The organism is Microvirga sesbaniae (assembly GCF_025460805.1).
GTDB classification, from domain to species: Bacteria; Pseudomonadota; Alphaproteobacteria; order Rhizobiales; family Beijerinckiaceae; genus Microvirga; species Microvirga sesbaniae.
In genome coordinates this window covers 161086-175067 of record NZ_JAMXFJ010000001.1, presented here as the reverse complement: position 1 = coordinate 175067, position 13982 = coordinate 161086, and the positions used below count along the sequence as shown (strand labels likewise).

General features: G+C 64.5%; 14 protein-coding genes. 8 read left to right on the top strand and 6 right to left on the bottom strand.

Annotated features, from left to right (window positions below; all coding sequences use genetic code 11):
* Positions 1-65 precede the first annotated feature (65 nt).
* On the top strand, positions 66-323 hold the full coding sequence (locus OCW50_RS00790; RefSeq protein ID WP_173946458.1) for a (2Fe-2S)-binding protein: 258 nt from the start codon (positions 66-68) through the stop codon (positions 321-323).
* Positions 324-515: 192 nt separating this feature from the next.
* Positions 516-1004: a bacterioferritin gene (gene bfr / locus OCW50_RS00785; protein ID WP_262271610.1), complete on the top strand. Its 489-nt coding sequence runs from the start codon at positions 516-518 to the stop codon at positions 1002-1004.
* A gap of 152 nt (positions 1005-1156) precedes the next feature.
* On the opposite strand, the gene OCW50_RS00780 is transcribed toward bfr, so the two are convergent.
* The 3 genes from OCW50_RS00780 to OCW50_RS00770 all read right to left on the bottom strand — a co-directional run bounded on the left by OCW50_RS00780 (position 1157) and on the right by OCW50_RS00770 (position 7165).
* Positions 1157-3886 (bottom strand): bifunctional acetate--CoA ligase family protein/GNAT family N-acetyltransferase, encoded by a 2730-nt coding sequence (locus OCW50_RS00780; protein ID WP_262296093.1) that lies wholly within the window; start codon positions 3884-3886, stop codon positions 1157-1159.
* A 112-nt stretch (positions 3887-3998) separates the two neighbouring features.
* A complete protein-coding gene (locus OCW50_RS00775) occupies positions 3999-4484 on the bottom strand; it encodes a GNAT family N-acetyltransferase (RefSeq protein ID WP_262296092.1) in 486 nt (161 codons plus the stop codon).
* Positions 4484-7165: an ATP-binding protein gene (locus OCW50_RS00770; protein WP_262296091.1), complete on the bottom strand. Its 2682-nt coding sequence runs from the start codon at positions 7163-7165 to the stop codon at positions 4484-4486. The genes OCW50_RS00775 and OCW50_RS00770 overlap by 1 nt, the downstream gene beginning before the upstream one ends.
* A gap of 204 nt (positions 7166-7369) precedes the next feature.
* On the opposite strand from OCW50_RS00770, the gene OCW50_RS00765 reads away from it, so the two are divergent.
* The 4 genes from OCW50_RS00765 to OCW50_RS00750 all read left to right on the top strand — a co-directional run bounded on the left by OCW50_RS00765 (position 7370) and on the right by OCW50_RS00750 (position 9779).
* Positions 7370-7750: a phasin gene (locus tag OCW50_RS00765; protein WP_315974387.1), complete on the top strand. Its 381-nt coding sequence runs from the start codon at positions 7370-7372 to the stop codon at positions 7748-7750.
* A gap of 36 nt (positions 7751-7786) precedes the next feature.
* Entirely contained in the window at positions 7787-8281 is a 495-nt protein-coding gene (locus OCW50_RS00760) for a phasin family protein (RefSeq protein WP_262271614.1), read from the top strand.
* A gap of 63 nt (positions 8282-8344) precedes the next feature.
* Positions 8345-8776 carry an NUDIX hydrolase gene (locus OCW50_RS00755; protein WP_262271615.1) on the top strand — a complete coding sequence of 144 codons (432 nt, stop codon included), beginning with the start codon at positions 8345-8347 and terminating at the stop codon, positions 8774-8776.
* A gap of 295 nt (positions 8777-9071) precedes the next feature.
* Positions 9072-9779: an outer membrane protein gene (locus OCW50_RS00750; protein WP_262296090.1), complete on the top strand. Its 708-nt coding sequence runs from the start codon at positions 9072-9074 to the stop codon at positions 9777-9779.
* A gap of 68 nt (positions 9780-9847) precedes the next feature.
* Here the strand turns inward: OCW50_RS00750 and OCW50_RS00745 are convergent, their stop codons facing one another.
* A complete protein-coding gene (locus tag OCW50_RS00745) occupies positions 9848-10051 on the bottom strand; it encodes a hypothetical protein (RefSeq protein ID WP_262271617.1) in 204 nt (67 codons plus the stop codon).
* A gap of 252 nt (positions 10052-10303) precedes the next feature.
* Here OCW50_RS00745 and OCW50_RS00740 point away from each other — a divergent pair, with 252 nt between their 5' ends.
* Together OCW50_RS00740 and OCW50_RS00735 are read left to right on the top strand one after the other, a co-directional pair.
* Complete coding sequence (locus OCW50_RS00740) at positions 10304-10477, top strand: hypothetical protein (RefSeq protein WP_262296089.1); 174 nt, start codon at positions 10304-10306, stop codon at positions 10475-10477.
* A 176-nt stretch (positions 10478-10653) separates the two neighbouring features.
* Positions 10654-10962, top strand: coding sequence for a hypothetical protein (locus OCW50_RS00735; protein ID WP_262296088.1), 309 nt, complete (start codon positions 10654-10656; stop codon positions 10960-10962).
* 209 nt (positions 10963-11171) lie between these two features.
* Here the strand turns inward: OCW50_RS00735 and mmsB are convergent, their stop codons facing one another.
* Positions 11172-12317, bottom strand: coding sequence for a multiple monosaccharide ABC transporter permease (gene mmsB / locus OCW50_RS00730; RefSeq protein ID WP_373371289.1), 1146 nt, complete (start codon positions 12315-12317; stop codon positions 11172-11174).
* A gap of 55 nt (positions 12318-12372) precedes the next feature.
* A complete protein-coding gene (gene mmsA, locus OCW50_RS00725) occupies positions 12373-13902 on the bottom strand; it encodes a multiple monosaccharide ABC transporter ATP-binding protein (RefSeq protein WP_262296086.1) in 1530 nt (509 codons plus the stop codon).
* Positions 13903-13982 lie beyond the last annotated feature (80 nt).

Sequence of the window (13982 nt, the reverse complement as noted above, 5' to 3'; positions counted from 1 at the left end):
CCGATTTTTCCATTAAGTCTTTGATATCACATGTAGTTTTTAGTCATTCTAAACTAGAACAACAAATGATCGTCTGTTCCTGCAACATTCTCTCCGACGGTGATGTCAAAGCGTGCCTCAAGCCGGGACCGGAATGTCCCCGCACCCCGGCGCAGGTCTATCGCTGTCTCGGCTGCAGCCCCAATTGCGGGCGCTGCGCGCGGACGATCCGCGCGATCATGGACCAGGCGCTGATCGATGCGGGCGTCGAACCCATCGCGGCCTGCAACCGCGGCTGCTGCCCGACTGCCCTGGAAAAAGCCGCCGCCGAACCCACCCTTTGAACAAAAGGACTTTCACCCTAGTTCACAAATCCTCTAAGGAATGCTCCGGCGCATCCGGCGCCTTGAGCATCGGACCCGAAAGTGCATGGCACTGTTGGGACCCGGCCGATGCTTTTCCTGGATGGGTGCATCGTTCGTGCGAAGACCGGATCCACTTTTTTGGCACGATGCGCCAGTGAACGAGAGGGTAGGATGAAGGGTGATCCCAAGGTAATCGAGTATCTCAATCGCGGCCTGCGCTCCGAGCTGACGGCGGTCAACCAGTACTGGCTGCATTACCGGCTCCTGGACGATTGGGGATACAAGGAACTTGCGAAGACCTGGCGCAAGGAATCCATCGAGGAGATGCACCACGCCGACCGCTTCATCGAGCGCATCATCTTCCTCGAGGGCTTCGCCAACCTGCAGGTGCTCGATCCCCTGCGCATCGGCCAGAACATCCAGGAAATCCTCGAATCCGACCTCGCGGCGGAATACGACGCCCGCAACCTCTACGGCGAGGCGGCCGCCTATTGCGACAGCATCGGCGACCGGGTGTCCAAGAACCTCTTCGAGGAGCTGATGGCCGACGAGGAAGGCCATATCGACTTCCTCGAGACCCAGCTCAACCTGGTCGAGCAGGTCGGCATCGAGCTCTACGCCCAGAAGCATATCGGCGGGCTCCAGGACGACCACGACTGATTCCGCTTCAGCGACAAGCGAATGCCGCTTTCCATGACGTCACCGGCCCCGTGCCGGTGACGCCGGGTGTTTGGAACGCGGCGTCTGTGCGATCGGGATGGCCGGGACAGGCCCGGCCATGACGCGACGGAGGAGCGGTGTGCCCTTCTCCCTCACGCCGGCGGCTGCTGCGCGAGCTTTTCCGGTTCGTGGATCGACGCGATCGGCAGGGTGACGAGGCGCAATTCCGGATCGTCCGGATCGACCCGGACCGAGAAGCCGAGGCTGCGGCACATGTCGAGCATGGTGGAATTCTCGCGCAGGACCTGCCCTTCGATCTCGTGCAGGCCGTCCACCTTGGCCCATTCGATCATCAGGCGCATCAGCTCCCAGCCGAGACCGAGGCCCTTGAGGTCCGAGCGGAGCAGGATGCCGTATTCGCCCGTCTCATGGTTGGCGTCCGCATGGAGACGGACCGCGCCCATCATCTCGCCTGTTCCCTCGTCGAAGGCCACGAAGGCGATCGCCCTGGCATAGTCGAGCTGCGTCAGTCGGGCCAGGAAGGTATGGCTGAAGTCCCTGACCGGCGCGAAGAAGCGAAGGCGCAGGTCCTCGGGCGTGATCTTCTCGAAGAAGCGCCGAAACTCCGCCTCGTCCTCCGGCCGGACGGGCCGCACGAACGCCATTCGGCCGTTGCGCAGCCGGATGTGGCGCTCCCATTCCCTCGGGTACGGCCTGACGGCGAAGCGCGGATGGCCGCTCCCCTTGCGGGTCTCGGGCGCGACCGCCACGCGGGCATCGACCGCGATCACGCCGGTCTGGTCGGCGAGCAGCGGGTTGATGTCGAGCTCGCGGATCTCCGGGATGTCGGCGGCCATCTGCGCCAGCTTCACCAGCGTGAGGGCGATCGCCCTCTCGTCGGCGGCCGGGACGTCCCGATAGGCCTTCAGGCGCCGTGACACCCGGGTGCGGGCGATCAGGTCGCGGGCGAGCTTCAGGTCGAGGGGCGGCAGGGCCAGGGCCTTGTCGTTGATGACCTCGACGGCCGTGCCGCCGCGCCCGAACAGCACGACGGGGCCGAAGGAGGGATCGTCCGCGAGACCGACGATGAGCTCGCGGGCCTTGGCCCGCCGCACCATGGGCTGGACGGTGACGCCCGTCACATGAGCCTGCGGCTTCAGGCGGGCGGCGCGCTCGAAGATCTCGGCCGCCGCCTTTTTCACCGCCTCCTCGGTCGTCAGGTCGAGCTTCACGCCGCCGATGTCGGACTTGTGCACGATGTCGGGCGAGAGGACCTTGACGGCCACCGTGCCGCCCTCGGCGATGATGGGCCGGGCCGCCTCTCCGGCTTCGTCCGGCGTGGTCGCGAGGATGACCGGCGCCGTCGGAATGTCGTAGGCCCGCAGCAGAGCATTGACCTCGAGCGGATCGAGCCAGCGCCGGCTCTGCGCCAGCACATGGGCCACGACGGCGCGTGCCGCCTCCGTGTCCGGATCGAAGTCGTGCGGGAGGTTGTCCGGCGTCTCCATCAGCTCCTCCTGCGCCTCCCGGTAGCGCACGAGCTGCATGAAGCCGCGGACCGCGTCGGCCTCGGTGGCGAAATTCGGGATCCGCGCCTCCTCGAAGAGGCGGGCCGAGTCCGGATCCTCCCCGATCCAGGCGGCGAAGACCGGCTTCTGCCGGTAGCCCCGCGCACGGTCGCGCTTGACCACGTCGACGATGGCTGCGGCCACGTCGGCAGCACCGGCAATGGCGGTCGGCACGTTGAGGATCAGGACGGCGTCGTTCTCGGGATCGGCGAGCAGCGCCTCGAGCGCGCCCGCGTAACGGGCCGGGTCCGCATCGCCGACGATGTCGATGGGATTGGCGTGCGACCAGGTCGGCGGCAGGATGGCGTCGAGGGAAGCTCGGGTCTTCTCCGACAGGGCGGCAAGCGTTCCGCCGAGATCGATCAGCCGATCCACGGCCAGGACCCCGATCCCGCCTCCATTGGTCAATACGGCCAATCGGCTTCCAGGAAACGGCTTCTGGCGCCCCAACGTCTCGGCCGCGGCGAAGAGCTGGTCGAGATCGAGCACCCGCAACAGGCCGGCGCGCCGGAAGGCGGCATCGTAGACCGCATCGGATCCGGCCAGGGCGCCGGTATGGGTCGCGGCCGCCTTCGCCCCTTGAGCATGGCGCCCGGCCTTGATGACCACCACCGGCTTCACGCGCGCCGCGGCCCGGGCCGCCGACATGAACTTCTGCGCGTTGTCGATGGACTCGATGTAGAGGAGGATCGCCCGGGTGCCGCTGTCGGCGGAGAAGAAGTCCAGGCAATCGCTGAAATCCACGTCGACCTTGTCGCCCAGGGATACGATGGCCGAGAACCCCACCTGCCGCTGGGCCGCCCATTCCACCAGTCCGGCGGCGAGCGCCCCGGATTGCGATACGAGGGCCAGATCTCCGGGCCTGACGCTGCGGGCGGCGAAGCTGGCGTTCATCTTGGCCCGCGGCGCCAGCACGCCGATGCAGTTGGGTCCCACGATGCGCAGGCCATGGGCCCGGGCCGCAAGCTGGACCTGATCGCCCAGGGATCCCGCGCCATAGCCCATCCCGGCCGTCGCCACGATGGCGGCGCTCACGCCCGCTCGCCCGGCCTCCTCGATCACGCCGAGCACCCGGCCCGGTGGCACGGCGACCACGATGAGGTCCGGGATTTCGGGAAGTTCGGCCACGGACGGAAAGCAGGGCCTGCCCTCGATCTCGACGTGATGCGGATTGACGGAGAAAAGCTCTCCGTCGAAGCCTCCCGCCACGAGATTGCGCAGGAAGGTCAGGCCGAGAGAACCGGGACGCGGGCTTGCGCCGACGACCGCAATGGAACGGGGGGCAAACAGCCGGTCGAGGCGATAGGTGGACATGACGATCCTTCGTCTCGTGGAGCATCCGAACCCAGTAGGTATCGCAGCCGCTCATATCTGCAATACGCGCCGGTGGCGTTGATCGACCGCAATTCGTCCAGGATGGGAAGCCTTACCCGGACAGGACCGAACGCCGATCCGGCCCGGAAAGCTGCCGCACCCAGCGATAATGAGCGTCCGGACAACGCTCCTCGTTGCTCGAACCGTCCGTCACGGCAATGAGGCGGAAGCCTCGACTCTCGTAGAAGCGGCGAGCCTGCGCGTTCGCCTGGAACGTCCAGAGGTTCAGCTCGCAGCGCCGGTCACGGGTGCAGGACAGGAGAGCCGACCCGACGCCCCTGCCGTGCCACGCCGGATCGACATAGAGGTGGTCCAGCCAGTCGAGCCGAGCAGCGGCAAACCCGAGAAGCTGAGCGCCCGCCTCGGCCAGCCAGACCTCGGACGTCGGAAACACCGTCGCCTGGAAGAAGACGAGATCCTCATCCGGCGTGTGAAGATCCGGCAGGTAAGGCAGGCACGCGTTGCGGACGCGACGGTTCAGACCCGCGACGGCCGGCATGTCCGCCGGACAGGCCGCGCGGAGGGTGAAGCGAGGCACTACTCGGCCAGAACGCGCGCCGGAGGGAAGATCACCTCGACCAGGGTTCCCTCGCTCGGCTTGCTGGCAATCTGCAACGCGCCCCGGTTCGCTTCGACGAGAGCCTTGGTCAGCGGCAATCCGAGGCCCGTGCCGCCGCGCTTGCGCGAGGTGGCGAGCTGGCGGAACGGCTCGAGCGCCGCCTCGACCTCCTCGGGCGTCATCCCGATCCCGGTATCGCGCACACGGAAAGCCACCTCGCCCTGGTCCATGATCGCCGTGGAGACGATGACCTGCCCGCCCGCATCGGTGAACTTGATGGCATTGGAGACGAGATTGAGGACGATCTGGCGCATGGACCGCTCATCGGCCACCACCGGCGGCAGCTTGGGTGCAAAGCTCATGCGCATGACGATGCGGTCGCGCGCGGCCTGCGGCTGGAGCAGGGTCACGCAGGACGAGACCAGTTCGTTCAGGCTCACCCCCGTGAAGGACAGTTCCAGACGGCCAGCCTCGATCTTCGCGAGATCCAGAAGATCGTTCACGAGGCTGATCACATGGGACCCGGAGGCATGAACGTCTTTGAGATATTCCTTGTAGCGTTCGTTGCCGATGGTGCCGAACCGCTCTTCGAGCATGACCTCGGCAAAGCCCAGAATGGCGTTCAGCGGCGTGCGGATTTCATGGCTGATCTTGGCCAGGAGATCGGATTTCTGAGCGCTCGCCTCTTCGGCCGCATGCTTGGCGCCGATCAACTCGCCCTCGGCGCGCTTGAACACCGTGATATCGCGAAGGACTGCGCAGAAGCGACGATCCGGCCCGTCCCCGAGACGGCCCATGGTCATGAAGAGCGGGATCGATCCGCCCTGACGCTCCCGGCCGAGCACCTCGCGCCCGTCATTGAGCAGGCTCCGGACACCGGGGGTGCGCAGCGTCTCCAGGTAGTCGAGAGCGACCATATGGCTCTCCGGGGCCAGGAGCACGGTGATCGCATCTCCCGCCACGGCCTGCTCGTCATAGCCGAAGAGCGCTTCGGCCGAGCGGTTAAGGGAGAGGATGCGCCCCGTCTCGTTGAGCACGATGACGCCGTCGGTTGCCGTATCGAGGATTGCCTCCAATTCGTGGACCCGGCTGTCCTGGGCAGACGCCGGAGCGTCGCCGCCGGCCGCAGGCCGGACGACCATCAGATCAGCCGCTTCGCCTCCCCACTCGGCAGACGCGGAGCGCACGGCGACGGCCATCGTCTCGCCGGCCCTCGTGGTGAGAGCGAGGGCGGATTCTCCGTCACCTGCACCTCCGAGGGCGGGGGAGCCACGAAACAGGTGAACGAGCCCCCCGTCCGAGCGGATCTGCTCGACGTCTCCGTAGCCGGTCAGGTCGAGAAGGAAGCGATTGGCGAACAGGACGGTCTCGCCGCGATGGACCAGCACACCGATGGGCAAGCGGTCGAGCACCCGGTCACCCTTGTCCGAAGCAATCGGCGGCTCCAGCGAGGACAGTCCGGGATCGGGCGCCTCCCCCGGCCCTTCCGGAGCCCCATCATCCCGGGTCGGCGCATTGGGCTCCAGACGCGCTCCGAGCGCGCGGGCGATTTCACGAAAGGCGTTGCGCTCCGCCGTGGAAAGGCCCGATGTCTGGGCTGTCTTCTCGGCGGGACGGCTTGGCTCGAGCGGTTCCGGATCGGACGGCTTGGGACTGGACAGGGCCTCGGTCACGCGATGGCGCAGGTTCGAGAACCAGCTTTCCTCTCCAGGCCGCTCGGGGGCGGCGGAAGGTTCCTCATCCGGCATTTCCTCAGGGGGCCGGAACGGCAGCGTCTCGTCATTGACCAGGCTTTGTGCAATCAGATCGGCCGGGACAATCGACGGCCCATCCTGTGCCGCGCGCTCGCGAACGTCTTCCATGCGCAGGAGGCCGAATCCGCGGAAGCCGGCGAGTTCCCGCCCCGCGCCGAAGACCGGCATCCCGGCCCAGTCGACGGGCACCTGCAGCCGCGAATTGTCGATCCTCCAGAGAACCGTGTGCCCGCTCCAGGTTTCCCGTCGGGAGAAAAGGGCCGCGACGGCCCCATCGGGATCCTCGACGACCGTCTGGGCCACCTCCTCCCAGGTTTTTCCCACCACGGAGCCGGCCATGCTCCCGACGGCCCGGGCAAGCTCGGGCGACACGTCGGTGAACCGCGTATCCGCATCCATGTGCCAGATGAAGCGAACCGGACCGGGACGCCTGTCGGGCCGGGAATCGGCCTCGACGTCCGTGGGCACGACGGGCTCGGGGCCTGTGGGCTCGATCGTCTGGATCGTGCGAGGGCGGGACGAGGTCTTTGGCACGCCACCGGCGAAAATGGTCACCAGGACGGTCTCGCCACTCTCCAGCGCCTCCAGACGACAGAGGGTCGCGACCGGAAGCCAGGGGCGGTTCGGATCAAGGCGAAGCCGCTCTTGACGGGCACCCTGCCGCGGTGCGAGGCCGCCTGCCAGGGCCCTGATGCGGTCATGAGCCCGGAAGCCCGGGACCACCTGCCCGGTCGCATCGGTGAGTGCGTCCTGCACCCCCCTGGCCGCCGGTGACGCCCAGAGCAGCCTCTCCCCTGCCTGGTCCCAGACAAGCGCGCCCGCGTTGGGCTTGGCCAGAAGGCGCAAGTCCGGCTCTGCGGCAAGCCGCGCCATCAGCGCCTCGAATGGGTTGGGTCCGCCCTTCATCAACGGTCCTTGCTGTGAACTGCCTTCGATCCACCTCTGGCAGAGCTTTTAGCCTAATATCGGCAGCCAGGCATGCAAAGCACCGACACTTGAATCCTTTTACTTTCAGGTAACCTTAATAGGGGCGAAGCAAAAGGGAGTTGATTTTGCAGCGCACAATGTGATATTGCACTGCACAAATCCCTCAACGAGCAGGAGTATCCTATGGCCACGAACCCGACCCAAGGTTATGAAGTTCCCCCGGAGATGCGCGACTTCGCCGAGAAGAGCGTCGAGCAGGCCCGCAAGGCCATCGACGGCTTCATGAGCGCCGCTCAGAAGACCGCCGACACGTTCGAAGGCTCGGCCAACACCGTTCAGGCCAGCGCCAAGGATGCTGCACGCAAGACCTTCGCCTATACCGAGCAGAACCTCTCGGCTGCCTTCGATCTCGCCCAGCGGATGGTGCGCGCGAAGGACATGCAGGAAGCCATGCAGATCCAGGCCGAGTTCGTCCGGACCCAGTTCGAGGCGATGCAGACCCAGATGAAGGAGTTCGGCTCCCTGGCTCAATCGGCCATGAAGCAGCCCGGATCCAAGAAGTAACCACCCTGCTCCCTTAGATCTTGCGAGGACGTCACGATGGCGGAAGTGAAGAAGCCCAGAGCCAAGAGTACAGCCAAGAGCGTGCAGAAAGCCGGCGATCTGGTCGAGATGGCTGCCATCCCGACCGCCGAAACGGTCGAGGCCGTCACCGATGCGACGCCCGTTCCGCTTCCTGCGACCGCCGCAGCTCCCACTGAGGCCGGAACCTTCTTCTCATCCGCCAGGAAGCAGGGTGATGCTCTCCGCCAAGCCATGAGCGAAGCGGCGGCGGCATCTGCCAAGGGCGCCCTCGAGGTGAACGACAAGATCATCGACGCCATGATCACGCAGCGCCATGCTGCGCTCGACCTGTGGCGCTCGGCCATCAAGCCGTCTCCTCTGCCCGAGGCCTTCAAAGCCCAGAGCCAAGCCACCCGTCAGGTCTTGGAGGCGGCTTCCGCGCAGTGGAAGGATATCGCCGAGACCACGGCGCTCTGGTTCACCAGGAGCCTCGAGCCGTTGCAATCGGCGCTGCACCGCTCGGATCGCTGACCGCACTCCACATCGGCGTTGCAGTGTATTAAGGCTCGGCCATTCATGGCCGGGCCTTTTTCCATGTCCCTATCCCCGATCCCCGCCGTCATCGCCGTCGTCATCCGGGACGGCCACACCCTGCTCGTGCGGCGCGCGAACCCGCCGGATGCCGGCTTATGGGGCTTTCCGGGAGGCAAGGTCGAATTCGGCGAAACGGTCAAGGACGCGACGAGGCGGGAGCTTCTGGAGGAGACTGCCGTTCATGCGGAACCTCAGGACGTGGTCACCACGCTCGATGTCCTGGTGCGGGATCCGGACGGGCAGGTTCGGCAGCACTATATCCTGATCGCCGTGCAATGCCGTTGGGTGTCAGGTGAGCCGCTCGCCGGCGACGATGCTCTTGAGGCGCGGTGGTTTCCTGTCGAGGATCTGGATCCGGCCGCCCTGCCGATGAGCGCGGACGTGGACGTGATCGCCCGCCGCGCGCAGGCCTCGAACCGTCGTGATCCCTGACACCTCCGTCGAACGCAAAAAGGCCTCGCCTCGAGACAAGGCGAGGCCAAGTTTTGTCTCATACTTGGAGGCCTCGCGGCCGAACTTCACGCCGGGATCTGCGCACAACGGCCGGAAGACCTCAAGTCGACCGCAGCTGGCGTGGTTGATGAACAGTAAACATTCATCAATCGTCAATCATGTTTCGAATGGCTACGGCTGCCGATATTGCAACATTCTCTCGCAATCCCTTATTAGACGCGGGACAGGCAATAAATGCCTATCTGATCTTGGTTGTTAAGCACGGATGACAGTAATGCGTACCTCTGCTCTTGGACTGCTCGCTGCCACGGCGGCTCTTGCCGTTGCGGCTTCGGCGGCGCACGCGGCTGACCTGCCGGGCCGCTATTCCCCTGCTCCCGCCTACAATGCTCTTCCTGTCTTCACCTGGACGGGCTTCTACGCCGGTCTCAATGCCGGCTACGGCTGGAATGCGGGCGACAGCCGCTTCTACGATCCCGCCTTCGGCACCATCAAGGGCCGTCGGAGCGGCGGCTTCGTCGGCGGCGCTCAGGCTGGCTACAACTATCAGTTCGGCATGTTCGTGGCCGGCGCCGAAACGGATCTGCAATATGCCGCCGTCGGCAACAAGGGCGCGTCCTACGGGACCACCTATTATCCCGGCGACTCGGACGGCTTCTTCGGCACGATCCGCGCCCGCGCCGGCGTCGCCTTCGACCGAGCCCTCGTCTATGGAACGGGCGGCTTTGCTTATGGCGATATCGGCGGCAACCGAGGCTATGACCCGCTCCTCGGTCATCACAGCGGCGACGAGATCAACTGGGGCTGGACCCTCGGCGGCGGCGTGGAATATGCCATCACCAATAATTTCACCGCCAAGGTCGAAGGCCTCTATGTCGATCTCGACACGAAGGACAACTACAATCTCGGCGGCCGCGTCAGCGTGAACCGCGATGCCGAATTCGGCGTGCTCCGCGCCGGCGTGAACTACAAGTTCAACTGATCAGGCTCTGCCCCCGATACGCAAAAGACCCGATGGCGACATCGGGTCTTTTTCATATGATAGCCGCATCAAGGATCATTCACGCCTTTCGGCACCTTGAGCCGATCTCCTTCAGTCTCGCTGCGTTTGATGGCGAGCAGTCGCCGCGCCGCGATGGCACCCGGCTCGGTGGAATAGAGTCTGTTGTTGAGCACCTCGATCTGCCAACGCTGCAACTCGAGCAAGGCTTGCAGGCCCTTCACCCGGGCCTGGAGAGCGAGAGCATCCTTCAAAGGGTCTGGTCCACCAGTCGTCGTGGGACCATCCCTGACAATCTTGGGATGAATCATGTCGGAACGCGCAATAGGAGGGATGAAGCACTAGTCGATTCTACGCCAGGAACATAGTCCCCGAAGCAGCTGTGCAATAGGGTTCAAATTATACGCTATTACGTCAGAAATATGGCCCGCTTCGCAGCCGATACGGCGTCCAGGAACCTGGGAGCGGTCAGGCGGTTGGATCGGCACAGCTTACTGGAAATTGTCATGCCCGAGACCCGTCATGAGAGGGAGGCCGAAAAGATCCTGGGCCCGTTGAGCCCGGCGATACGCGACCCAGAAGCTCTGCTGCAGAGCCGTCGCCTTCTGGCTGAAGCGCTCGAGAATGCCGAGCAGAGGGGACGTCGCATGTCCGCGCGTCAGAAGGAGTCGAGCGGTTGAGGTTCTTCACCCTTCTCTAACACCGGCCATGCGATGCGTATCGACGGCGGCCACCCTCCCCTGCGACATTGATACCGAGGAACGGCCTATGGCGAGGCACGTTCCTTCCCTGTGCGATAGGACACAGCGGGAAACTCTCGGGCGTGGTGATCTCCGAGTGTTGGGAGAATCGGTCAATGCGCTCCACTTTGCTTGCAATCACGCTCGGTGCCCTCGGTGCCTGTGCGGTCGGGTCTGCCACTCTGGCGGCCGATACACGCGTTGCAACCATGCCTTTCGGCGAGTGCCTTTCGATCATCAACGAGGCCGCGCAGGATGTGGGCGAGGAGCCGGTCAAGCTGGTGAGCACGAGCGATATCGTGACCGTTCGCATCAATGCCTCGGACGGCTTCGTCACCGTGTCCTGCGATCGGCGCAATGACCGGATGACCTTGACCAAGAGTCCCGTCCCCGAAGCCGCCGGCATGACGGCGGAGGCCCGCTAGAGCCTCGGACCCAAAAGTGGACACCACTTTTGGGATTCATCCGAGGCTCCCTCTCTTGACTGGCGCATCGGATGAGGCGGACCCAGCGGGCCGCGCCAGCGAAAACCGGGTCCACTTTTCCGTCCGATGCGCTAAGCTTTCAGCTTCACCCCGACTGAAAACGGCGAGCCGAGGCTCGCCGTTCTGCCGAGGCACACCAGTGGAAGCGCTTACTTCTTCCGGTTGTAGACATCGAGGGAGACGGCCGCGAGCAGCACGAGGCCTTTGATGACCTGCTGATAGTCGATGCCGATGCCGAGGATGGACATGCCGTTGTTCATCACGCCCATGACGAAGGCGCCGATCACCGCACCGGTCACCTTGCCGACGCCGCCGGTCGCCGAGGCGCCCCCGATGAACACGGCCGCGATCACATCGAGTTCGAAGCCGAGGCCGGCCTTCGGGGTCGCGGTATTGAGGCGGGCTGCGAAGATCAGGCCGGCGAGTCCCGCCAGCACGCCCATGTTGACGAAGGTCAGGAAGGTCAGGCGCTCCGTCTTGATGCCCGACAGCTTGGCCGCCTTCTCGTTGCCTCCGAGCGCATAGATGCGCCGGCCGATGGTGGTGCGGTTGGTCACGAAGGCGTAGAGGGCGATCAGCACCGCCATGATGACGAGCACGTTCGGCAGGCCCCGATAGGTCGCCATCAGGTAGCAGAACGCAACCACCAGGACGGCCAGGAGGCCGTTCTTGAACAGGAACAGCCCAAAAGGCGCCGTCTCGACCGCATGCTTGAGCTGATTGGCCCGGCTGCGGAAGCTGAAATAAATGATCGCGGCCACGCTGGCGGCGCCCAGGAACAGCGCCGTGTAGTTGAAGCCCTCCCCGCCGAAGACTTCCGGAATGAAGCCGGAGCTCAGGCGCTGGAACACCACCGGGAATGGGCCGACCGACATGCCGCCGAGGAGCGCCAGGGTCAGTCCCTTGAACACCAGCATGCCGGCCAGCGTGACGATGAAGGACGGGACCTTGAAATACGCGACCCAATAGCCTTGAGCGGCACCGATGAGGCCCCCCACGATCAGGCAGGCGATGGTGGTCGTCACGGGATCGAAGCCCCAGCGCACCATCATCATCGCGGCGAGGCCTCCGACGAAGCCCACGATGGAGCCGACCGAGAGGTCGATGTGCCCGGCCACGATGACCAGGAGCATTCCCAGCGCCATGATGACGATGTAGCTGTTCTGGAGCACCAGGTTGGTCAGGTTGAGCGGCCGCAGGAGCGTGCCGTCGGTCACCACCTGGAAGAACAGCATGATGACCAGGAGCGACAGCAGCATGCCGTAGTCGCGGAAATGGGCTTTGACGAACTCCATCCACGACGTTTTCTGCTGGGGAACGTGAAGCTCGTCAGCGGTTCTCGTGTCCATCTCAGCGTCTCCCCGACTTAACGATAGCGTGCATGATCTTTTCCTGGGATGCCTCGGCAACGTCGAGCTCGGCAATCAGGGAGCCTTCGTTCATGACATAGATCCGGTCGCACATGCCGAGCAGTTCCGGCATCTCCGAGGATATCATGAGAACACCCTTGCCGGCATCGGCCAGCCGGTTGATGATCGTATAGATTTCATACTTCGCCCCGACGTCGATGCCGCGGGTCGGCTCGTCCAGGATCAGAATCTCCGGGTCCGAGAAGAGCCACTTGCTCAGGACGACCTTCTGCTGGTTGCCGCCGGAGAGGTTCACCGTCTCCTGGAAAACATTGGAGCAGCGGATCCTCATCTTGCCCCGGTAGTCGTTGGCGACCGCCAGCTCCTGGATATCGTCGATGACGAGGTTCTTCGAGACGCCCTCGAGATTGGCGAGCGTCACGTTCTTGCGGATGTCCTCGGCCAGAACCAAGCCATAGGTCTTCCGATCCTCGGTCGCATAGGCGATGCCGTTGGAAACGGCCTTCTCGACGGTGCTGACGTCGATCTCCTTGCCGTGCAGGGTCACCCGGCCGGAGATGTTCTGGCCATAGCTGCGGCCGAACAGGCTCATGGCGAACTCGGTTCGCCCTGCCCCCATCAGCCCGGCGATGCCGACGATCTCGCCGCGCCGGATGTTCAGGTTGACGTTCTTGACCACCTGCACGTGGCTGTGGAGCGGATGATAGGCCGACCAGTTCTCGACCTGGAAGATCGGCTCGCCGATCTTCGGCTCGCGGGTCGGGTAGCGATCCTCCATGGTGCGGCCCACCATCCCGCGGATGATGCGGTCTTCGCTGACCTGCTCCGCCCGGCAATCCAGCGTCTCGACCGTGCCGCCGTCGCGCAGAACCGTGATGGAATCGGCGACCTTCGAAATCTCATTGAGCTTATGCGAGATCAGGATCGACGAGATCCCCTGCTCCTTGAACCGGAGCAGCAGATTCAGGAGCGCGTCGCTGTCCTTCTCGTTCAGGCTGGCGGTCGGCTCGTCCAGGATGAGGAGCTTCACCTTCTTCGAGAGAGCCTTGGCGATCTCGACGAGCTGCTGCTTGCCCACGCCCAGATTGGTGATCAGTTCATCGGGCGATTCGTTGAGACCGACGAGCTTCAGCAGCTCCTTGGTTCTCGCAAACGCCACCGACCAGTCGATGACGCCGTACCTGGCCTGCTCGTTGCCGAGGAAGATGTTCTCCGCGATCGACAGGAGGGGCACCAGGGCAAGCTCCTGGTGGATGATGATGATGCCGAGCTTCTCGCTGTCGGCGATGCCCGAGAAGCGCCGCTCCTCGCCCTCGTAATGGATCTCGCCGGAATAGGAGCCGTGCGGATAGACCCCGCTCAGGACCTTCATCAGCGTGGACTTGCCGGCGCCGTTCTCACCGACCAGAGCGTGGATCTCGCCGGCCTTGACCGCGATGTTGACGTTGTCGAGCGCCTTCACGCCCGGGAACGTCTTGGTGATCCCCCGCATCTCAAGGATCGCATTCATTGCATGACCTCAGGCAAACAGCCTTCCAGAAACGAGCAAGGACCCCGCGCGGCTGCGCAGGGTCCGTTCTTCGTCGGACC